The 19,638-nt window shown below is 62.2% G+C and carries 17 protein-coding genes; 7 read left to right on the top strand and 10 right to left on the bottom strand.

Annotated elements, in window-relative coordinates; all coding sequences use genetic code 11:
* Positions 1 to 182: 182 nt before the first annotated feature.
* Positions 183 to 1,511 carry a tRNA (N6-isopentenyl adenosine(37)-C2)-methylthiotransferase MiaB gene (gene miaB, locus DNK50_RS28075; protein WP_112196837.1) on the bottom strand — a complete coding sequence of 443 codons (1,329 nt, stop codon included), beginning with the start codon at positions 1,509 to 1,511 and terminating at the stop codon, positions 183 to 185.
* A 131-nt stretch (positions 1,512 to 1,642) separates the two neighbouring features.
* Here miaB and DNK50_RS28070 point away from each other — a divergent pair, with 131 nt between their 5' ends.
* A complete protein-coding gene (locus DNK50_RS28070; RefSeq protein ID WP_003236992.1) occupies positions 1,643 to 1,969 on the top strand; it encodes a DUF1820 family protein in 327 nt (108 codons plus the stop codon).
* Positions 1,970 to 1,977: 8 nt separating this feature from the next.
* On the opposite strand, the gene DNK50_RS28065 is transcribed toward DNK50_RS28070, so the two are convergent.
* The 4 genes from DNK50_RS28065 to DNK50_RS28050 form a co-directional block, all read right to left on the bottom strand.
* Complete coding sequence (locus tag DNK50_RS28065; protein WP_099584686.1) at positions 1,978 to 2,532, bottom strand: tetratricopeptide repeat protein; 555 nt, start codon at positions 2,530 to 2,532, stop codon at positions 1,978 to 1,980.
* 226 nt (positions 2,533 to 2,758) lie between these two features.
* The gene (hemL, locus tag DNK50_RS28060) at positions 2,759 to 4,042 is read right to left on the bottom strand and encodes a glutamate-1-semialdehyde 2,1-aminomutase (protein ID WP_099584687.1); all 1,284 of its coding nucleotides are present in this window, start codon (positions 4,040 to 4,042) and stop codon (positions 2,759 to 2,761) included.
* Positions 4,043 to 4,060: 18 nt separating this feature from the next.
* The gene (gene thiE / locus DNK50_RS28055; protein WP_099584688.1) at positions 4,061 to 4,684 is read right to left on the bottom strand and encodes a thiamine phosphate synthase; all 624 of its coding nucleotides are present in this window, start codon (positions 4,682 to 4,684) and stop codon (positions 4,061 to 4,063) included.
* 32 nt (positions 4,685 to 4,716) lie between these two features.
* Entirely contained in the window at positions 4,717 to 5,514 is a 798-nt protein-coding gene (locus DNK50_RS28050) for a hydroxymethylpyrimidine/phosphomethylpyrimidine kinase (RefSeq protein WP_112196836.1), read from the bottom strand.
* Positions 5,515 to 5,790: 276 nt separating this feature from the next.
* On the opposite strand from DNK50_RS28050, the gene DNK50_RS28045 reads away from it, so the two are divergent.
* The 4 genes from DNK50_RS28045 to DNK50_RS28030 all read left to right on the top strand — a co-directional run bounded on the left by DNK50_RS28045 (position 5,791) and on the right by DNK50_RS28030 (position 12,199).
* A complete protein-coding gene (locus tag DNK50_RS28045) occupies positions 5,791 to 8,181 on the top strand; it encodes a hybrid sensor histidine kinase/response regulator (RefSeq protein WP_112196835.1) in 2,391 nt (796 codons plus the stop codon).
* Positions 8,182 to 8,248: 67 nt separating this feature from the next.
* Entirely contained in the window at positions 8,249 to 9,904 is a 1,656-nt protein-coding gene (locus DNK50_RS28040) for an acyl-CoA dehydrogenase family protein (protein ID WP_112196834.1), read from the top strand.
* Positions 9,905 to 10,018: 114 nt separating this feature from the next.
* On the top strand, positions 10,019 to 11,491 hold the full coding sequence (gene amn / locus DNK50_RS28035) for an AMP nucleosidase (protein WP_003176267.1): 1,473 nt from the start codon (positions 10,019 to 10,021) through the stop codon (positions 11,489 to 11,491).
* Positions 11,492 to 11,563: 72 nt separating this feature from the next.
* Entirely contained in the window at positions 11,564 to 12,199 is a 636-nt protein-coding gene (locus DNK50_RS28030; RefSeq protein WP_112196833.1) for a pseudouridine synthase, read from the top strand.
* Here DNK50_RS28030 and DNK50_RS28025 read toward each other — a convergent pair.
* Positions 12,194 to 12,403 (bottom strand): DUF2788 domain-containing protein, encoded by a 210-nt coding sequence (locus tag DNK50_RS28025; protein ID WP_025999909.1) that lies wholly within the window; start codon positions 12,401 to 12,403, stop codon positions 12,194 to 12,196. The genes DNK50_RS28030 and DNK50_RS28025 overlap by 6 nt on opposite strands.
* A 135-nt stretch (positions 12,404 to 12,538) precedes the next feature.
* The gene (locus DNK50_RS28020) at positions 12,539 to 13,018 is read right to left on the bottom strand and encodes an Lrp/AsnC family transcriptional regulator (protein WP_003176264.1); all 480 of its coding nucleotides are present in this window, start codon (positions 13,016 to 13,018) and stop codon (positions 12,539 to 12,541) included.
* 397 nt (positions 13,019 to 13,415) lie between these two features.
* On the opposite strand from DNK50_RS28020, the gene DNK50_RS28015 reads away from it, so the two are divergent.
* Positions 13,416 to 14,450, top strand: a complete 1,035-nt coding sequence (locus DNK50_RS28015; RefSeq protein WP_112196832.1) for a DUF6515 family protein — start codon at positions 13,416 to 13,418, stop codon at positions 14,448 to 14,450.
* Here DNK50_RS28015 and DNK50_RS28010 read toward each other — a convergent pair.
* Both DNK50_RS28010 and DNK50_RS28005 read right to left on the bottom strand, forming a co-directional pair.
* On the bottom strand, positions 14,447 to 15,340 hold the full coding sequence (locus tag DNK50_RS28010) for a cation diffusion facilitator family transporter (protein WP_099584695.1): 894 nt from the start codon (positions 15,338 to 15,340) through the stop codon (positions 14,447 to 14,449). The genes DNK50_RS28015 and DNK50_RS28010 overlap by 4 nt on opposite strands.
* A gap of 9 nt (positions 15,341 to 15,349) precedes the next feature.
* Positions 15,350 to 15,769: a polyribonucleotide nucleotidyltransferase gene (locus DNK50_RS28005; RefSeq protein WP_112196831.1), complete on the bottom strand. Its 420-nt coding sequence runs from the start codon at positions 15,767 to 15,769 to the stop codon at positions 15,350 to 15,352.
* A 110-nt stretch (positions 15,770 to 15,879) separates the two neighbouring features.
* Here DNK50_RS28005 and hrpB point away from each other — a divergent pair, with 110 nt between their 5' ends.
* Positions 15,880 to 18,387: an ATP-dependent helicase HrpB gene (gene hrpB, locus DNK50_RS28000; RefSeq protein WP_112196830.1), complete on the top strand. Its 2,508-nt coding sequence runs from the start codon at positions 15,880 to 15,882 to the stop codon at positions 18,385 to 18,387.
* A gap of 126 nt (positions 18,388 to 18,513) precedes the next feature.
* Here the strand turns inward: hrpB and DNK50_RS27995 are convergent, their stop codons facing one another.
* Positions 18,514 to 19,602 (bottom strand): endonuclease/exonuclease/phosphatase family protein, encoded by a 1,089-nt coding sequence (locus DNK50_RS27995; protein ID WP_099584698.1) that lies wholly within the window; start codon positions 19,600 to 19,602, stop codon positions 18,514 to 18,516.
* Positions 19,603 to 19,638: the final 36 nt, after the last annotated feature.

The following is a 19,638-nucleotide window of genomic DNA, read 5'->3' as shown; positions in this document are numbered from 1 at the left end:
AAGAGAGAATAACGCCAGTGACCTGTGTGCGAAAGCACTTACGTTATCGGAATGTGCACGTTTCAAATGTGGGAGGTGGCTTGCCCCCCCGATGGCGGAGTGTCAGAAACAGGTGGGCCATCTGATCCACTGCCATCGGGGGCAAGCCCCCTCCCACATTTTGATCTCCAATGATCTGAAAATTATTGGATCAGCGAGCCACGCAACGAGTGCGGTTGCGCCGCATCGATGTGCACATCGGCAAACTGGCCGATCAGGGTCGGGTTGTCGCAACGGAAGTTGACGATTCGGTTGTTCTCGGTACGGCCTTGCAGCTCGCCCGGGTCTTTCTTCGAATAGTCGGTGACCAGAATGCGCTGGGTCGAGCCGACCATTTGTCGGCTGATTTCGAAACCCTGCTGATTCAGGCGGTGCTGCAGCGCGTTCAAGCGTTCTTTTTTCAGCGCTTCCGGGGTTTCGTCCACGAGGTCAGCGGCCGGTGTGCCGGGGCGCTGGCTGTAGACGAACGAGTAGGAAAAGTCGAAACCAACGTCTTCAATCAGCTTCATGGTCTGCTGGAAGTCTTTTTCGGTCTCGCCGGGGAAACCCACAATAAAGTCCGAGCTGATGCAGATGCCCGGCACCGCTGCGCGCAATTTGCGCAGTTTGGATTTGTACTCCAGGGCGGTGTGGTTGCGCTTCATGGCCGACAGGATGCGGTCCGAGCCCGATTGCACCGGCAAGTGCAGGTGTTTGACCAGCTCCGGCACGTCGGCGTGCGCCTGGATCAGGCTGTCGGAGAATTCCAGCGGGTGCGAGGTGGTGTAGCGGATGCGCTCGATACCGTCCACAGCCGCCACCACGCGGATCAACTCCGCCAGGTCCGCGAGGCGGCCGTCGTCAGTCAGGCCGCGATAGCCGTTGACGTTCTGGCCCAGCAGGGTCACTTCGCGTACGCCGTTTTCGGCCAGGTGGATGATTTCCGCCAGCACGTCGTCGAATGGCCGGCTGACTTCTTCACCGCGGGTGTAGGGCACCACGCAGAAGGTGCAGTACTTGCTGCAGCCTTCCATCACCGACACGTAGGCGCTTGGGCCGTCGATACGCGGCTCGGGCAAGTGGTCGAATTTTTCAATTTCCGGGAACGAGACGTCTACCTGAGGCAGCTTGGTGACACGGGCGGCGTCGATCATTTCCGGCAAGCGGTGCAGGGTTTGCGGGCCGAAGACCACGTCGACATAGGGCGCGCGGTCGCGAATCGCGGCGCCTTCCTGGCTGGCCACGCAACCGCCGACGGCGATGACCATGTCCGGGTTGGCCAGTTTCAATTCACGCCAGCGGCCCAGCTGCGAGTACACGCGGTCCTGGGCCCGTTCGCGGATCGAGCAGGTATTGAGCAGGATTACGTCGGCATCTTCGGCGCGGGCGGTGACTTCCAGGGCCTGGTGTTCGCCCAGCAGATCGACCATGCGCGAGCTGTCGTACTCGTTCATCTGGCAACCGTGGGTTTCGATATAAAGCTTCTTGGCCATGGGAATCGTCAACTGGTGGTAAAGAACCGCGCATTATAGGGGGCATGCCCATTGGTTCCTAGCGTTGTGCATCGGGTGCCATGCTATAGTTCGCGCCCTCTTTTATATCCCCGATGTGTTGCTCGCCCACCATGACCAAACGTGAAGCTCCAATCTACAAGGTGATTTTTCTTAACCAGGGCCAGGTGTTCGAAATGTACGCCAAGCAGATCTATCAAAGTGATCTGTGGGGTTTCCTGGAAGTGGAAGAGTTCGTCTTTGGCGAGCGCACCCAATTGGTCGTCGACCCGGGCGAAGAAAAGCTCAAGGCTCAGTTCGAAGGCGTGGTGCGCAGTTTTGTGCCGATGCATTCGATCGTGCGCATCGATGAAGTCGAGCGCCTGGGCACGCCCAAGATCAGCGAGGCGCGGGGCGTGAGCAATGTGATGCCATTTCCGATGCCGATGCCTGAAAAGTAAGGCGGCTGTCAGGGCAGGGGGGAGAAGGGCGAGCGCCCATCGGCACTCTGCAATTCCTGAAGATAGTTGCGGAAAATCTGGCCCAGCACCTGGGTGGCCACTTCCAGTTCATCGCGTTGCATGTGCTCGGCGACTTCGTCGGCGGTGTCCAGCGCGTCTTCGGCGCCGTTGACCGCGGCCATTTTCAGCACGATATACGCCTGAACGTTATTGGCCGGCACGCCTTCGCCTTTGAAGAACATGGTGCCGAGCTGAAATTGTGCCTGGGCGTGGCCCTGCAACGAAGCTTTCTCGAAGTAGCTCAAGGCTTTGTTGAGGTCGCGTGCCGGGTTTTTACTGTCGTGGAAGTACTCGCCCAACTCGTATTGCGCCTGCGCATCCCCGTCGTCGGCCTGTTTCTGGCACGCGCTCAGGGATTCGGCCTGGCTGTCTGGCTGGGTATTGAGGGTGCAACGACCCATCGCTGGAATTAACAACGAGTTGCCGCCTGCCTGGGCATGTGCCAGCAGCGGCTGAAGGAGCAACAGGCAGCCCAGTACCAGGGTGCGGCCGGTGCGTTTCATGGGAATCGACTTACCTCTGACGGGGCGCGCGGACCCTCACGGGATCCAATAAGCGCGCATTATGAAATAAGCAGGCCTCTGCTTACAAAGTCTTTACTCGTTTTTCTGCTGCTTGGGCAAGTTATCTGCCGGATTGCAGGTAAATTCTCGAAAAAATAAGGAAAGCTCTGTCAGAAAAGTAGCAAATCTGACGCCACCTATAGCGACGCCAGATTTTTGCGACCGTTTATTTCAGGGCGGCGAATGCGCGCTCGGCGGCGTCCAGAGTCAGTCGCAACTCGGTTTCGCCATGGGCAATCGACGTGAAACCCGCTTCAAAGGCACTCGGGGCAAGGTAGACCCCGCCTTCCAGCATCAGGTGGAAGAAGCGCTTGAACAGATCGGCGTCGCTGCCCATCACGTCATCAAAGGTGACGATATCGTCGGCACCGCTGAAATACAGGCCGAACATGCCGCCCGCCTGCGTGGTGACAAATGGGATACCGGCCGCGTCGGCACGCTGTTGCAGGCCATCCAGCAGACGCGTGGTGTAGTCGGTCAACTCGGCGTGGAAGCCGGGACGACTGATCAACCGCAGGGTAGTCAGGCCAGCGGCCATGGCCAACGGGTTACCGGACAACGTGCCAGCCTGGTACACCGGGCCCAGTGGTGCGATGTGTTGCATGATTTCGCGCTTGCCGCCAAAACAGCCCACAGGCATGCCGCCGCCGATGATTTTGCCGAAGGTGCTCAGGTCCGGCGTCACGCCGTAATGCGCCTGGGCACCGCCGAGGGCGACGCGAAAGCCAGTCATCACTTCGTCGAAAATCAGCACCACGCCATGCTTGTCACATTGCTCGCGCAGGCCTTCGAGGAAGCCCGGCGCCGGCGGTACGCAGTTCATGTTGCCGGCCACGGGCTCGACGATGATGCACGCCACGTCTTGGCCGACTTCGCTGAGCATCTGCTCGACGGCAGCGATGTCGTTGAACGGCAGCGTCAGGGTGTGCCTGGCAAATGCCGCCGGCACACCGGCCGAGCTTGGCACGCCCTGGGTCAGCAGGCCGGAGCCGGCTTTGACCAGCAGGCTGTCGGAGTGGCCGTGGTAGCAGCCTTCGAACTTGATGATGCTGTCGCGGCCGGTGAAACCTCGGGCCAGGCGAATCGCGCTCATGGTGGCTTCGGTGCCGGAGCTGACCATGCGCACCATCTCCATCGACGGCACGATTGAGCACACCAGGTCCGCCATCTCGGTTTCCATGGCGGTTGGGGCGCCGTAGGACAACCCGTGCTCCAGCTGTTTACGCACGGCATCCAGCACGTCCGGGTGGCTGTGGCCCAGGATCATCGGGCCCCAGGAGCCCACGTAATCCACATAACGCTTGTCGTCTTCGTCGGTGACGTAGGCGCCTTCTGCATGCTTGAAGAACAACGGCGTGCCACCCACGCTCTTGAACGCACGCACGGGGGAGTTCACACCGCCGGGGATGTGCTTCTGGGCATTGGCAAACAGGGTTTCGGAACGAGACATGGTGAGGGCTCTCTGAATTCAGGATGTGATTAAAGCGTTGAAAGCGCGGGCGCGGCGCGTGACTTCCTGGGTGCTGTCGGCGCCGAACAAACCGTGGACCACGGCCAGCAGATCGGCACCATGGGCCACCAGGGGCTCGGCGTTCTCCAGGGTGACACCGCCGATCACGCAGATCGGCAGGTGCAAGCGCTTGCGGGCCTCGGCCAGCATTTCAACGGTGGCGGCAGGTGCGCCGGGCTTGGTAGTGGAATTGAAGAAGCGACCGAAGGCGACGTAACTGGCGCCTTCCTTCGCGGCCTGTTCGGCCAGTTCGATCTGGCTGTGACAGGTGGCGCCGATGATGGCTCTGGAACCGAGCAGCGCACGGGCTGGCGTCAGTGGGCCGTCGGTCTGGCCCAGGTGCACGCCGACGCCCAGGCGCGCGGCCAATTCGGCGTCATCGTTGATGATCAGTTGGGTCTTGTAGCGCGAGCACAGCTCCCGCAGCTTTTCGGCTTCGCGCAGGCGCCGGGCTTCGTCGCTGCTTTTGTCGCGGTACTGCAACAGGGTCACGCCACCGTCCAATGCCGCTTCTACATAGGCGAGGAATTTGCCGGCCAGCAGTTGGCTGTCGGTGATGGCGTAAAGGCCACGTAGTTTCATCGGGCAGGCCTCTTGCTTCTAAGAGCAGAAAGTTACGAACAGAAATCCAGCGGCAAACGGCGCGGTACAAACTGACCCTGGCCGAGCTGTTCGGCGTCACGCAGGGTACGCCACGTGTAGTTGAGCGCCGATTGCACCGCGCTCACCAGCCCTTCGCCCTGGGCGATCCGCCCGGCCAGGGCGCTGGCCAAGGTGCAACCCGAACCGTGATAACTGCCGGGCAGGCGCTGGCAGGTAAAGGTCTGCTGGGTGCCGTCGCGGCTGTAGAGGCGATTGTGCACTTCATGCTCGTCGCCATGGCCGCCTGTGATCAACAGGTGCTTGATAAACGGCAGCAGCTTTTCGGCGCACTCGTCCGCCGTGCCTTCGGGCAACTGCGCAAGGATGCGCGCTTCGGGCAGGTTGGGCGTGGCAATCAGCGACAACGGCAACAGCCGCTCGCGCATGGCGTAGCCGACTTCGTCCTTGCCCAGGCTGCCGCCGCCGCCGGCACGCAGCACCGGGTCGCACACCACCGGCAGGTGCGGGTGCGCCTGCAGCAGTTCGACCACAGTGTCGACCATCGCGGTGGAGCCGAGCATACCCAGTTTGACCGCCGCCACTTCGGAATCGCCAAGCACGGCATTGGCCTGTGCCAGCACCCACTCGCGGTCGAGCACACGGAAGTCGCTGACATTGACGGTGTTCTGCACGGTCAGGGCGGTGACGGCCGGAGCCGCATGGCACCCCTGGGCGAGCAGGGCTTCGATATCTGCCTGCAAGCCGGCGCCACCACTGGGATCATGGCCGGAGAGACAGAGGACAACAGGGCGAGAGCTGTAGATATTCATGGTGCGCGAGCTTACCACCAAACGCTTTTGGCGTGGCCGTCGGGCGATGGTTGAATTTTGTCCAAAGTGCGACGCTTTTTTGGCGCTTTTCTCTGCGCAAAAGTGCGCTGAAACGCTTGTTCTAGAGCCTTCAGGAAAATTATTTCAATGGTGTCCAATGGCCTTTAGCGGCTATGCTAAAGTGGATCCAAACAACTTAACTGTACCGCCGGTGTACGTCTTCTCAAAAGGAATGGGGAGCTTTTGACCTTACCGGACACGCCACGCTGGGGCTCTATGCGCTATTTGCTGATTTTATTGTTGTGCGGGCTGCCGATGCTCGCCAGCGCCATTGAGTTCAACCAGGACACCCGCAGCCTGGCGCTGGGCCGAGCTATGCAAGTGCTCGAAGACCCCACCGATTCGCTCACCATTGCCGACGTCAGCGCGCCTTCCGCCGCCCGGCAGTTCAAACCCCACGATAAAGACACCCTCAACGCCGGCTATTCACGTTCGGTGTTCTGGCTCAAGGTCAACCTGCATTACCTGCCCTACGGCCCCGAGGCCCAACGCACCTGGCTGTTGGAGCTGGCCTACCCGCCGCTGGACCACCTCGACCTGTACCTGCCCGACAGCACCGGCAACTACCGTCTGGCCGGGCGCACCGGGGATGCGCTGCCGTTTTCCGCCCGTGAGATTCGCCAGAACAACTACCTGTTCAAGGTCGACTTCAATCCTGGAGAGGCGAAAACCGTCTACCTGCGTCTGCAAAGCGAAGGTTCGATCCAGGCCCCGCTGACACTCTGGTCCAGCACCGCCTACCTGGAGCAGCAGCCGCTGCGCCTGTATGTATTGGGCCTGATCTACGGCGTGTTGCTGGGGATGCTGGTCTACAACCTGTTTATCTACCTCAGTGTGCGCGATACCAGCTACCTCTATTACATCTTCTATATCGCTTCGTTCGGCATGTACCAACTGTCGGTCAACGGCGCGGCGGTGGAGTATTTCTGGCCGAACAACCCGTGGTGGGCGAATGCCGCGACGCCGTTCCTTATTGGCGCGGCGGCGTTGTTTGGCAGCCTGTTTGCGCGCAGTTTCCTGCACACCGCACTGCACAGTCGCTGGATCAACCGTTTTCTGCTGGCGCTGGTGGGCTGCGGCGCGGTGGTCATGTTGCTGTCGCTGATGACCAGCTACGCCCTGGCGCTGCGCCTGGCTACCGGCTTGGCGTTGGTGTTTACCGTGACCATCTTTGTCGCCGCCATCAAGGCCTGGTATTGCGGCCAGCGGGTGGCGCGCTATTTCATCATCGCCTGGTCGGCCTTCCTGCTGGGCGGGGTGGTGAATACGCTGATGGTGCTGGGCTACCTGCCCAATGTGTTCCTTACGATGTACGCCAGCCAGATCGGTTCGGCGATTGAAGTGGCGCTGTTGTCCCTGGCATTGGCAGACCGCATCAATTCCATGCGTGAGCAACAGGCGCAGATTCTCCTCGACGCCAGCCAGAAGCTCGAAGTGCTCAACCAGCAGCTTGCCCGCAGCAACCGGCTCAAGGATGAGTTCCTCGCCACACTGACCCACGAACTGCGTACCCCCATGAACGGCGTGATCGGCTCCCTTGAGCTGATGCAAACCGTGCCGCTGGACGACGACCTGGCGCAATACCAGCAAACCGCTGCCGGCTCGGCGCGAGACATGATGCGCATGGTCAATGGCATTCTCACCCTCACCGAACTTCAGGCTGGGCGCCTGAGTGCCCAGTTGCAGGTGTTCAGCCTGCGCGGGGTGCTCGACACCTTGCGCCAGCAGTTCAGTGTCAGCGCCCAAAGCAAGGGCCTGGCGTTTTCCATCGACGTGGCCGATGAACTGCCGGACCGGGTGGTGGGCGACGCCGACAAACTGATCCAGTGCCTGGATTGCCTGCTGGACAACGCATTCAAATTCACCCACGAAGGCGCCGTACGCCTGCGGGTGGTGGGCGTGCCCCACAGTGACGGTGGCTTGCGCCTGAGCTTTATTGTGACTGACACCGGTATTGGCTTCGCCTTCCTGGACGAGGCCACCCTGTACCAGCGGTTTTTCCAGCTGGATGGTTCCATGACTCGCGAATACGGCGGCCTGGGTATCGGCCTGGCGATCTGTCGGCAATTGATCGAGCTGCTGGGCGGGCGCCTTACCCATCATTCCGAGTTGCGCAAGGGCAGCCGCTTCCAATTGGAGGTGGAAGTCAGCCCGGTGGCGCCAGAAGCAAAACCAGCAGTGAACCGGCAGCGTGCGCCCCAAGACTGCGCGGTGCTGCTGGTGGATGACAACAGCGTCGGCCAACTGGCAGTGCGCGGCATGTTGCTCAAACTGGGTTACCGGGTAAAAAACGTGGACAGCGGCCCCAGCGCTCTAGCGGCCTTGCAGGGCGGCAATTTCGACGCAGTCGTGTTGGACCTACCTGAAGGCGGCTTCTCATTGTGCTGTCAGATCCGTGCTCTGCCGGGCTGCGGTGAGTTGCCGGTGATTGCCTTGAGCACGTCACTGAATGTGTCTGAACGCGAGCACTGTCATGGCATCGGCGTATCCGACCGCCTCGCCAAGCCCGTGCGTTTCGAGGCCTTGCAGGCGGTGTTGACACGCCGGGTGCTGTGTCCGCAAGAGGGTGAACGCGCCGGGTATTCGGCGGGTATGCCACTTTTTTAAGGCGGATGACGGTGCTTAACTGAAATTCAGGCCTCAACCCAACGGGGCTGTTTCCAGGAGGCCCGTCATGAATCTGCACCCATTCGCTGAAACCCACGACGTCACCAACCAGCCCCCATCCCTGGATGGCACTAACCTGTACCGCATCGACTTGCCTTTGCAAGAGTGGTCGCGCCGCTATGGCGCAGGCTGGGCAGAGGCGCGCATCGATGCCTACGGCGCGCTGGCCGGTGGGCCGTTGATGGCGGCCGGGTTCCTGGCGAACCAGAATAAACCGGTGTTCAACAGTCATGACCGTTACGGTCATCGCATCGACCTAGTGGAGTTTCACCCGGCCTACCACGAGCTGATGCGCACCGCCGTCGAACACGGCCTGCCGTCGTTGCCGTGGGCGCATCCGCAATCCGGTGCCCATGTGGCGCGGGCCGCGATGACGTACCTTCACAGCCAGGCCGAAGCCGGCACCGGCTGCCCGCTGACCATGACCTTCGCCTGCGTCCCGGCTCTGCGCCTGCAACCAGACCTGGCGAAGACCTGGTTGCCGAAAATCCTCAGCACCGAATACGACCCGCGCAATGTCGGCATTGCCCACAAGGCCGGCGCCACCATCGGCATGGCCATGACCGAAAAACAGGGCGGCACCGATGTGCGGGCCAACACCACTCGTGCGTATCCGGTAGGCGCCGGCGGTCCGGGGCAGGCTTACGAACTGGTGGGGCACAAGTGGTTCTGCTCGGCGCCGATGTGCGATGGGTTCCTGACCCTGGCCCAGACTGACAAGGGCTTGACCTGTTTCCTACTGCCCCGGCAGCGCCCGGATGACACGCGCAATGAGTTCTATATCCAGCGCCTGAAAAACAAACTCGGCAACTGCTCCAACGCTTCCAGCGAAGTAGAGTTCCGTGGTGCCCTGGCCTGGATGATCGGCGAAGAAGGCCGTGGCGTGCCGACCATCATCGAGATGGTTGCCATGACCCGCTTCGATTGCATGGTCGGCTCCAGCGCCTTGATGCGCCAGGCGCTGACCCAGGCCAGCCATCATTGCGCCCACCGTTTGGTGGGTGGTCGTGTGCTCAGTGAACAACCGCTGATGCAAAACGTGCTGGCCGACCTGGCCTTGGAAAGCGAGGCCGCCTTGGCCTTGAGCCTGCGCATGGGCCGCGCCCTGGATCACCTGGGCGATGAGCAGCAAGCCAAATTCGCCCGGCTGGTGACGGCGGTGGGCAAGTATTGGATCTGCAAGCGCGCGCCGGCGATGATCAACGAAGCGGCCGAATGCATGGGCGGTGCCGGGTATGTCGAGGACAGCATCCTCCCGCGCCTCTACCGTGAGGCGCCGGTGAATTCGACGTGGGAAGGTTCCGGCAATGTGCAGTGCCTGGATGTGCTGCGCGCATTGTCCAAGGAGCCGGGTGTATTGGAAGCGCTGTTTGTCGAGCTGGGCGATGGTCAGGGTGACAAGCAACTGGCGCGGCACATCGAACGCCTGAAGTCGGCGTTCATGGACACCCAGGACATCCAGTACCGCGCACGGCAGCTGACCGAGGATATTGCTGTCGCCTTGCAGGCCAAGATGTTGCTGGAGGCGGGGAATGCGGCGGTCAGTGATGGGTTTATCGCCAGCCGGTTGGGTGAATCATCCGGCCGGGTGTATGGCGCCTTGCCACGCGGCATTGATGTGGCGGCGATTGTCCAGCGAGCCACACCCCATCCCCCCAAGTAAACACGGGCCAAGGGAGGGCAAGCCCCCTCCCGCATTTTAAAATGCATTCCAAACCACCTGTTTCAGTGAAGCCGGGATACAGGCAAGATAAAGGCCTGCACGTCAGAACACAGGATGCTTACCGTGACCGAAGCTTTTGTTGTCGTTCAAACCGCCGAAGAAGCCGTGGACCGGCTGGCGGCTCTGCATGAGCGTGCTACCGGCGCGCTCAACCAGGCCCTCAAGCAATACCTCAAGGACCGCGTCGAACCCGACGCTGCACAACGCGCTCTGTTTCGCTATCCGGAACTGCGCCTGACCTACCACTGCCACGGCGAAGTCCCACAGACCACCCGGGCATATGCCAAGGTTCAGTTGCCGGGGACCTACAGCGTCACCGTCACCCATCCGTCGGCATTCCGTAAATACCTGCTGGAGCAACTGGTGCCGTTGATGCACGACTTCACCGTGACGGTGGAAGTGGGCGTCAGCCAGCAGAATATTCCTTACCCGTACGTGGTGGAGCAGGGCGACGAGTTGGCCGGTTCCGGCGTGACCGCTGCGACCCTGGCCCGGGTGTTCCCGAGCACGGACTTGTCGGCCGCCACCGATGGCATTGCCGATGGCCTCTACGACTGGGAAAACACCGACCCGCTGCCCCTGGCACTGTTCGATGCGGCCCGGGTGGACTTCTCTCTGCGCCGTCTGGTGCATTACACCGGCAGCGACTGGCGGCATGTGCAGCCGTGGATCCTGCTGACCAACTATCACCGTTACGTCGACCAGTTCATCCTGCATGGCCTGGAGCAATTGCGCAGCGACCCACGCTTTATCCGCATGGTGCTGCCGGGCAACGTGGTGATCGACAAGAGCATGGACCATGGCGAAGCGTCAGCCATCGCTGCGGGCGTGGTTTGGCACCGTTACCAGATGCCGGCGTACCACCTGCAGGCCACTGATGGCCACGGCGTGACATTGGTGAATATCGGCGTGGGCCCATCCAACGCCAAGAACATCACCGACCACCTCGCTGTGCTGCGTCCGCATTGCTGGCTGATGATCGGCCACTGCGGCGGCCTGCGCCAATCCCAGACCATCGGCGACTACGTACTGGCCCACGCCTACATGCGCCGCGACGGGATTCTGGACCGCGTGGTACCGCCGAACATCCCGATTCCGGCCCTGGCCGAAGTGCAGATGGCCTTGCAGCAAGCCGCTGCCAATGTCACCGGCGAAAAAGGCGAAGAGCTTAAAAAACGCCTGCGCACCGGCACCGTGCTGACCTACGACGACCGTAACTGGGAACTGCGCTGGGCTCAGGAACGGCCGCTGATCAACCTGTCCCGCGCCGTGGCGGTGGACATGGAAAGCGGCACCATCGCTGCCCAAGGCTACCGTTTGCGAGTGCCGTACGGCACCTTGCTGTGTGTCTCGGATAAACCGCTGCACAGCGAGATCAAACTGCCCGGTTCGGCCAACGCGTTCTATGAACGTGCGGTCAGCCAGCACTTGAAGATTGGCATCGAGGCGGTGGACCTGTTGCGCACCGAACTCAACTCGCTGCACTCGCGCAAACTGCGCAGCTTCGACGAACCGCCGTTCCGCTAAGCGGTTGGGATGGTCATTTAGCGGTCAGGCCACTAGCATTGTCGGTCCTGACCGTTAGATGCTCCTTTTGCCATGTCCCGTCCTACTCGCCCCGATTCGCGCCGCCCTGGTGTGAAACCTCCGCATTCCGCCGCTCGTCGTGTCGCCAAGGCGCCACCGGCCGAGCCGAAGTTGATCCTGTTCAATAAGCCATTCGACGTGCTGACCCAGTTCAGCGACGAAGGCGGACGGGCGACCCTCAAGGATTTTATCGACATCCCCGGCATCTACCCGGCGGGCCGACTGGACCGCGACAGCGAAGGCCTGTTGCTGCTGACCAATGACGGCCAGTTGCAGGCACGGATTGCCGATCCCAAGCACAAGCTGGCGAAAACCTATTGGGTGCAGGTGGAAGGCGAGCCGACTGAAGAACAACTGCAGCGCCTGCGCGACGGTGTCGAGCTTAACGATGGCAAGACCTTGCCCGCCGAAGCGCGACAACTGGAAGAACCGGAGTTATGGCCGCGCAACCCGCCGGTGCGGTTTCGCAAAAGCGTGCCGACCCACTGGCTGGAGCTGGTGATTCGTGAGGGGCGTAACCGCCAGGTACGGCGCATGACCGCAGCGGTAGGCTTGCCGACCTTGCGCCTGGTGCGCGTGCGCATTGGCGACTGGTCTATCGAAGGCCTCGACCAGGGCCAGTGGAAGGAAGTGCCGGCGCGCTTATAAGGCGCCGGACTCGATCAGGCCGATCACCACGCTCTTGATGATGAACGCGGCCACGCCCAGGCCCAGCACGAAAAACAGGATGAACGAGCCAAAGCGCCCGGCTTTGGATTTCTTCGCCAGGTCCCAGACGATAAAGCCCATGAAAATGATCAGGATGGTGACGAGGCCGGTCATCATCCATTCTTCGAAGAGGGCGGGGTCGATGTTGTTCATGGGGCTCTTCCGTGGGGCGGGCGGCAAGTATAAGGCAGCGCTACAGGCGCAACATTGACCTGAGTCCAAGCGTAATCCAAATGTGGGAGGGGGATTGCTCCCTCCCACATTTGACCTTCACTGATCTCAGGTGCGCAGGTGGGTCAATGGCAGCTCGGTGCTGTTCAATACCTGGTTGAGCACAAAACTCGACCGCACACTGGTCACGCCTTCGATCCGGGTCAGGTGCCCCAGCAGCAATTTTTGATAGTGATCCATATCCGGCACCACCACTTTCAACTGGTAGTCCGCATCCATCCCCGTCACAAGGCTGCATTCGAGCACTTGCGGTAAGGTGCGGATGGCCGCTTCGAAGTTCTCGAAACGCTCGGGCGTGTGACGGTCCATGCCGATCAGCACGTAGGCCGTGAGGCTCAGGCCGAGCATCTTGCGGTCGAGCAGGGCGACCTGGCGCGAGATGTACCCATCGTCCTCCAACTGCTTGACCCGGCGCGAGCACGGCGAAGGCGACAAGCCGATGCGCTCGGCCAACTCCTGGTTGGAGATCCTCGCGTCACGCTGCAATTCCGCCAAAATACTCAGGTCGTATCGGTCAAGCTTGCTCATTGGGTTGGCCTTTGTCGTAACTATTGCGGTGAATTATCCATGAAGGGTTAAAAATTGCGCAAGCACTGTTTATTGACGCAATCTTCGCAATCATCTGGCGGGCGCGGGCCTGTATCTTTATCAACAGAATCACCGCCTGGACAACAGTCCACAGCAGCGAGCCCAATCAGGCCTGCTGCGGCCGCCACCCCAGCAGGGTTGAGCCGGCCTCCAGGCTGCACACTGTCTACAAGACGGCGTGAGGTGAGCCAACGCCAAAAGCGTTGAGCCAGGACGAAGTTCTCAAGGGGTGGCCGACGGGTCACCCCTTTTCTTTTGCCTGCTGATAACCTGTGCCAGAACCGGGCCCCTCTTTTCCAGTCTCATGGACAGGCCCTAATCCGCAGTGAGGAATAGCATGAAGCGCATCTGGCGTATGGCAGGTGTTGGTTTGCTGGTGGTCAGTGTCGGCACGCAAGTCGTGGCTGACGAGCGCGATAACTCACCGAATCAAGGGCAGCGGCCGCAAGGCGGTGGTGGGCAGCATGAGCGGGGTCCTGAAGGCGGGCGGCCAGAAAACAATCCGCCACGACCCGAGAACAATCAGCCACGTCCTCAGAATCAACATTTTGAACGTGGCGGCCCTAACGGCGGCGGGCAATGGCAAAGTCGTCCGCAAAACAATGAGCAGCCTCGGCCGGCGCCGCAGCCCCAACCGGCAAACAACCTGCCGATCCAGGGCCGGCCCGATACCGTGCGCCAGACCCAGGAACCGCGCCAGGGTTACTACCGCGACATTCCCCGGCGCAACGACGACAACCGACATTGGGAGGCCGGCGGCCCAGGTTCCCGTCCGGGCGACAACGGACGTCCCAACGATAATCGCTGGCCAGGTCGCCCCGACGGCCATGGCAATGGCTGGGGCCCAGGCCCGCAGCATCGTCCCGGCTATATCATTGATCGTTTCCCCGACCGCAATTACCGCGTGCCGTATCGCGGGCAGGACTACTTTTTCTCCGGCGGCTACTGGTATCGCCCACAGGGGCCGCGCTACGTCGTAGTGGCGCCGCCGTATGGCATCCGGGTGCATTACCTGCCGGATTATGCGCGGGAAGTGTGGGTGGGGGGTTCACTGCTATTCCTTGCCGCTGGCGCCTACTACGCCTACGAGCAAAGCACACAGCAATACGTGGTGGTCCAACCCCCGGCGCAAGTGCCTTCGCCGCAACCGGCGCCGCAGGGCAATGGCTATGACGTGGTCGCCTATCCCGCCAACGGCCAGTCACCGGCGCAAGTGCAGCAGGACGGTTATGACTGTTACCGCTGGGCGGTGCAGCAAAGCGGCTTCGACCCGCAGGCCGTCACCTACGCCCCTGACCCGGCGGTGGTGCAGACCTACCGTCAGGCCCAGGGCAACTGCTTGAGCAGTCGCGGTTACCAGGTCCAGTATTAGGCCTTGGCGCCCGTGACCACTTCCTGCGGGTCGGCGTGCACCAGCACTTCGGCGCGCGGGTAGACGTGGTGAATGGCATCGGCGGCCTGATCGCTGATGCCGTGGGCCACTGACAGAGTCAACTCCCCCGGCAGCTCCAGGTGCAACTGCACAAACCAGTGGTTGCCCGACACCCGCGTGCGCAGGTCATGGGCCCCCAGTACCCCGGGCACCCCACGGGCGAGTTCGAGCATGTGCTGGCTCACGTCCGGCGGCAGTTCTTCATCCATCAGCACCGCAAAGCTTTCGCGGGCGATCTGGATCGCGCTCCACAAAATGTAGGCGGCAATCCCCAGCCCGAACCAGGCATCGACCTGATGGAAACCGAAGCCCGCCAGCACCAGCGCCACCAGGATGCTGCCGTTGAGCATCAGGTCGGAGCGGTAATGCAGCGAATCGGCGCGCACAGCATTGGAGCCGGTTTCGCGGATCACCCGGTGTTGCAGCATCAGCAGCGCCACCGTCAGCGCCAGCGAAAACACGATCACCCCGATGCTCAACCACGGCGCCCCCACGGGCTCGGGATGCTGCAAGCGCGCATAGGCCTGCAGCGCGATCAACACCGCACTGCCGCCGATAAACAGCGCCTGAGCCATGCCCGCCAGCGACTCTGCCTTGCCATGGCCGTAACGGTGATCGTCATCGGCCGGGCGCAAGGCGTAATGCACCGCCAGCAGGTTCAACAGTGACGTCACGCCATCGAGCAACGAGTCCGTCAGCCCGGCGAGCATGCTCACCGACCCGCTGAACCACCAGGCAATCGCCTTGGTAACAATCAGCACACAGGCCACGCCAACGGAGGCGCGGGTGGCCAGGCGCAGAAGCCTGGCGTGTTCGGGGCTGCTGGTCATGGGCAGTCCTTATGCGGCGGGTTGCAGGCCCAGGCTGGCGAGTTGCTGCACGCTGCCCTTGAACTGGATCATGCGCGGATCGTCCAGCGGCAAGGTACGGCCGGTTTCTTTCTGGATGATGCTTTGCAGCTTGGCGTTGTCGACCTTGCCGTCGGCGCCAATGGCTTCGTGGAGTTTTTCCGGGGACACCTGGGCGGTCTTGCCCGGTTCGAAGTAAATGGCGCCGGTGGCGAAGTCGACGCCAAACGCGATCAGGCCAGGGATCACGTAGAACAGCAGGCCGATGGCGTCGAGCGCAGCGATGGCCGGGTCGATCTTGCCATCGATCTGGCCACGGCGGTCCGGGTAGAAAATCGAACCGCAGGCCGTCAGTTGGCTCAGCAGTGTGACGGCGAGGACACCGCCGATGACACGGGAAGCGATACGCATGAAGACTCTCCTGAACACAGTTGATACGGGACTATATAGCACTGCCATTGAGACCAGCGTCGGCATCCGGCAGTTCGCCGTTATACTCGCCGCTCTGCTTTGGAGCCAGTATGAATTCGTTGCCAATCGATGATGTTTTACCCGCCCTGCGTGACGCCTTGGCGAATCGCCATGAAGCCGTGCTGGAAGCGCCGCCCGGCGCCGGTAAAACCACCCGTGTGCCCTTGGCCTTATTAAACGAGCCCTGGCTGGCCGGGCAGACCATCCTGATGCTCGAACCACGCCGCCTGGCCGCACGCGCCGCTGCCGAACGCCTGGCCAGTGAGCTGGGTGAAAAGGTCGGCGAAACCGTCGGCTACCGCATCCGCCTCGACAGTAAAGTCGGCCCCAACACGCGCATCGAAGTGGTTACCGAGGGCATCCTCACCCGTCGCCTGCAGGACGACCCGGCGCTGGACGGTGTGGGCCTGCTGATCTTTGACGAGTTCCATGAACGCAGCCTCGACGCCGACCTGGCGCTGGCCCTGAGCCTCAACGGCCGCGAGCTGTTTCGCGACGAACAGCCGCTGAAAATCCTGCTGATGTCCGCCACCCTTGAGGGCGAGCGCCTGGCCAGCCTGCTGGATGACGCGCCGATCCTGCGCAGTGAGGGGCGCATGTTCCCGGTGCAGATGCGCTGGGGCCGGCCGTACCAGGCTGGCGAATTTATCGAGCTGCGGGTGGTGCAGACCGTCCTCGAAGCGGTGCATGACGAGACCGGCAGCGTGCTGGTGTTTCTGCCGGGGCAGGCCGAGATTCGCCGGGTCCACCAGCAACTGGCCGACGCGCTGGGTGATCGCCCGGATGTGCTGTTGTGCCCGCTGCATGGCGAGTTGGACTTGAACGCCCAGCGCGCCGCCATCGACCCGGCACCCGCAGGTAAACGCAAAATCGTACTGGCCACCAACATCGCCGAGACCAGCCTGACCATCAACGGCGTGCGCGTGGTGATCGACGCCGGGTTGGCGCGGGTGCCGCGTTTCGACCCCGGCAGCGGCATGACCCGCCTCGACACCCAGCGTATCTCCCGTGCCAGCGCCACCCAGCGTGCCGGCCGGGCAGGGCGCCTGGAACCGGGCGTGTGTTATCGATTGTGGTCCGAGGACCAGCATGAAGGCCTGGCCGCGTATGGCAGTGCGGAAATCCTCGCGGCGGACCTCGCCGGCCTGGCCTTGCAACTGGCGCGCTGGGGCGTTACGCCGACGCAACTGGTGTGGCTGGATGTGCCTCCGACCGCCGCCTATGCCCAGGCCCAGGATCTGTTGCAACGCCTCGGCGCATTAAACGAAGACACACTGACCGGCCATGGCCAGAAAATGGCCGAATTGCCGGCTCACCCGCGCATCGCCCATTTGCTGCTGCGCGGGCAGGACCTGGGGCTGGCGGCCACCGCGTGTGATGTTGCCGCCTTGTTGGGTGAGCGCGATATCTTGCGCGGCGGCGGCGCGGATGTGCACAGTCGTCTGGCGTTGCTCTCCGGCGAAGAACGGGCGCGGGGCACCCAAGGCGGCGTACAACGGGCCAGGCAATTGGCGCGGCAATATCGCGGGTATTTGCGAGGCAAGGCCACGCAACCGGTGGCCGATCCCGAGCATCCACGTTGGCTCGGCGCTTTGCTCGCCCTGGCGTACCCGGACCGCGTCGCCCAGCAACGCCGCCCCGGCGGCGCCGAATACCGCCTGGCCAACGGCCGCGCTGCGCTGTTCGCCGAAGCCGACAGCCTGATGAAACAACCCTGGCTGGTCATCGCCGACCTGGGCAGCCGCCAGGGCCAGCGCGAAGAACGCATCTACCTGGCAGCGGATTTTGATCCAGCGCTGTTCGAGTCGGTACTCGCCGAGCAAGTGCGCAATGTTGACCAGTTGGACTGGGACGAGCGCGAAGGCGTGTTGCGCGCCGAACGCCAGCGCAAAGTCGGTGAACTGGTGCTCAGCCGCGAACCGCTGACCGGCCTCGACGAATCCGCACGCAGCCAGGCGCTGGTCAATCTGGTGCGGCGCAAAGGCCTGGAACTGTTGCCCTGGACGCCCGAGCTGCGCCAATGGCAGGCCCGCGTGATGCTACTGCGCCAGTTGGACACCGGCAAAACCAGCGAATGGCCCGACATCAGCGACAAGGCCTTGCTCGCCGGTTTGGAGCACTGGCTGATGCCCTACCTGGGCAAAGTCTCACGCCTGAGCCATTTTGCCAGCCTGGATATCTCCAGCTACCTGCACAACCTGCTGCCCTGGCCGCTGCCCCAGCGCCTCGACGAACTGGCGCCGCAGCATGTGAAAGTGCCGTCTGGCTCGTCGGTGCGCCTGGACTACAGCGAACAGCCGCCGATCCTGGCGGTGCGTTTGCAGGAGCTGTTCGGGCTGGCGGATACGCCACGTATTGCCGGCGGGCGTCAGGTGGTGAAGTTGCACCTGCTGTCCCCGGCGCGGCGGCCGGTGCAGGTGACGCAGGACCTGGCGAATTTCTGGCGCAGTACCTACGCCGAGGTGAAGAAGGATTTGAAGGGGCGTTATCCGAAACACTATTGGCCGGATGATCCGTTGATCGCCGAGCCGACGGCCCGGATCAAGCCGCGCAAGTAAGCGTTACAGAGATCCAAATGTGGGAGGGGGCTTGCCCCCGATAGCAGTAGGTCAGTGAAAGGTATTTCAATTGATACACCGCCATCGGGGGCAAGCCCCCTCCCACATTTGGATCTTTAGCGTTAGTTATTGCGCGGCGGGCAGCAGGAACCGGGCTATTACCGGCAGATGATTTGAGATACGCAACGTATCCTCCTGTCGCACCTTCGCCTCCACCCGCTTGATCCGCGAGCTATAGAACAGGTAATCCACCGTGCGATCCGGCCCGTCCAGGCTTGGGTCATTGGGGAAATACGTCAGCCATTTTTCACGGTTTATCCCGCTGGATTGGCTGTTGCTCGGGATCATCGGGTATTTGTCCCACAACAAATGCAGTTCGCTGTCCGGCGAATACTGCCCGCGCTTGCCAGCATCCAACCGTAGGAATTGCCCCAGTGGCAGCAGGTTGAAGTCGCCGCCGATCAGCCACGGGGTGCCGCGGCCTTCGAATTTATCCAGTAATTTCACGGTGGCTTGCACTTGCTCCTGCACGGCACTGCGCCCAGGTGCGTCGTCGTCCAGGCGGGTGTTGAGCACCGCCAGTTGGCCGCCGTCGCTCAGGGGCAGGTAGGTCAGCAGCAAGGCCGGTTTTGGCTGGAATTGGCGGCGGATGATGTTGGCGTCCGGCGCCGGCAGTTGCAGGCGTTCGGCGTGTTCGATCTGGTAGCGGCTGAGGGTCGCGAGTTTGCGGCCGACGCTGCCGAAGATATGCAGGTCGGGCACAAAGTCGGCCTTCCAGTCGAAGGCCTGGGCGCTGCACGGGTAGAGGTCGACCAGGCGTTCCTGCAACAGCGCGAACTGGTCCTGGTAATGGGAGGGCTTGGCGTTTTCGTCGAGTTCCTGCAACAGCAGGATGTCGGGCTGTTCGTCGCGAATCACCCGCGCCACTTCGTCCAGGCTCACGGCCATATCTTCCACGGTGGGGCGGTCGTCCGGGCCGTTGCCGTCGGGGGTGTCGTACCAGAACACGTAGTTCTTGCCGGCCAGGTATTGCACGTTCCACGTCATGACCTTGAGCGCCTGCCCCGGCAGCAGCGTCGGCGCACGGGGCGCGACGCAGCTCACTGGCAAGGTTTCCTTGGGCGCGGGGCGCCAGGTCAGGCTGTAGATCAGGGCGGTGAGCACGCCTGCGAGAATCAGCAGGCCCAGCAAGGTGATGCGCAATAAACGGGTCATCGGCTCGGCTTATAGCGTTTCAGGAATGGCACGGAG

Source organism: Pseudomonas sp. LG1E9 (assembly GCF_003290225.1).
Taxonomy (GTDB): Bacteria; Pseudomonadota; Gammaproteobacteria; order Pseudomonadales; family Pseudomonadaceae; genus Aquipseudomonas; species Aquipseudomonas cyclaminis.
This window is presented reverse-complemented; position numbering and strand designations above follow the sequence as displayed.

What these genes read in the sequence shown, in the direction of transcription:
- miaB (WP_112196837.1), bottom strand. Translation starts at nt 1,511, where the DNA reads ATGGCCAAGAAGCTTTATATCGAAACCCACGGTTGCCAGATGAACGAG.
- DNK50_RS28070 (WP_003236992.1), top strand. Translation starts at nt 1,643, where the DNA reads ATGACCAAACGTGAAGCTCCAATCTACAAGGTGATTTTTCTTAACCAG.
- DNK50_RS28065 (WP_099584686.1), bottom strand. Translation starts at nt 2,532, where the DNA reads ATGAAACGCACCGGCCGCACCCTGGTACTGGGCTGCCTGTTGCTCCTT.
- hemL (WP_099584687.1), bottom strand. Translation starts at nt 4,042, where the DNA reads ATGTCTCGTTCCGAAACCCTGTTTGCCAATGCCCAGAAGCACATCCCC.
- thiE (WP_099584688.1), bottom strand. Translation starts at nt 4,684, where the DNA reads ATGAAACTACGTGGCCTTTACGCCATCACCGACAGCCAACTGCTGGCC.
- DNK50_RS28050 (WP_112196836.1), bottom strand. Translation starts at nt 5,514, where the DNA reads ATGAATATCTACAGCTCTCGCCCTGTTGTCCTCTGTCTCTCCGGCCAT.
- DNK50_RS28045 (WP_112196835.1), top strand. Translation starts at nt 5,791, where the DNA reads ATGCGCTATTTGCTGATTTTATTGTTGTGCGGGCTGCCGATGCTCGCC.
- DNK50_RS28040 (WP_112196834.1), top strand. Translation starts at nt 8,249, where the DNA reads ATGAATCTGCACCCATTCGCTGAAACCCACGACGTCACCAACCAGCCC.
- amn (WP_003176267.1), top strand. Translation starts at nt 10,019, where the DNA reads ATGCTTACCGTGACCGAAGCTTTTGTTGTCGTTCAAACCGCCGAAGAA.
- DNK50_RS28030 (WP_112196833.1), top strand. Translation starts at nt 11,564, where the DNA reads ATGTCCCGTCCTACTCGCCCCGATTCGCGCCGCCCTGGTGTGAAACCT.
- DNK50_RS28020 (WP_003176264.1), bottom strand. Translation starts at nt 13,018, where the DNA reads ATGAGCAAGCTTGACCGATACGACCTGAGTATTTTGGCGGAATTGCAG.
- DNK50_RS28015 (WP_112196832.1), top strand. Translation starts at nt 13,416, where the DNA reads ATGAAGCGCATCTGGCGTATGGCAGGTGTTGGTTTGCTGGTGGTCAGT.
- DNK50_RS28010 (WP_099584695.1), bottom strand. Translation starts at nt 15,340, where the DNA reads ATGACCAGCAGCCCCGAACACGCCAGGCTTCTGCGCCTGGCCACCCGC.
- DNK50_RS28005 (WP_112196831.1), bottom strand. Translation starts at nt 15,769, where the DNA reads ATGCGTATCGCTTCCCGTGTCATCGGCGGTGTCCTCGCCGTCACACTG.
- hrpB (WP_112196830.1), top strand. Translation starts at nt 15,880, where the DNA reads ATGAATTCGTTGCCAATCGATGATGTTTTACCCGCCCTGCGTGACGCC.
- DNK50_RS27995 (WP_099584698.1), bottom strand. Translation starts at nt 19,602, where the DNA reads ATGACCCGTTTATTGCGCATCACCTTGCTGGGCCTGCTGATTCTCGCA.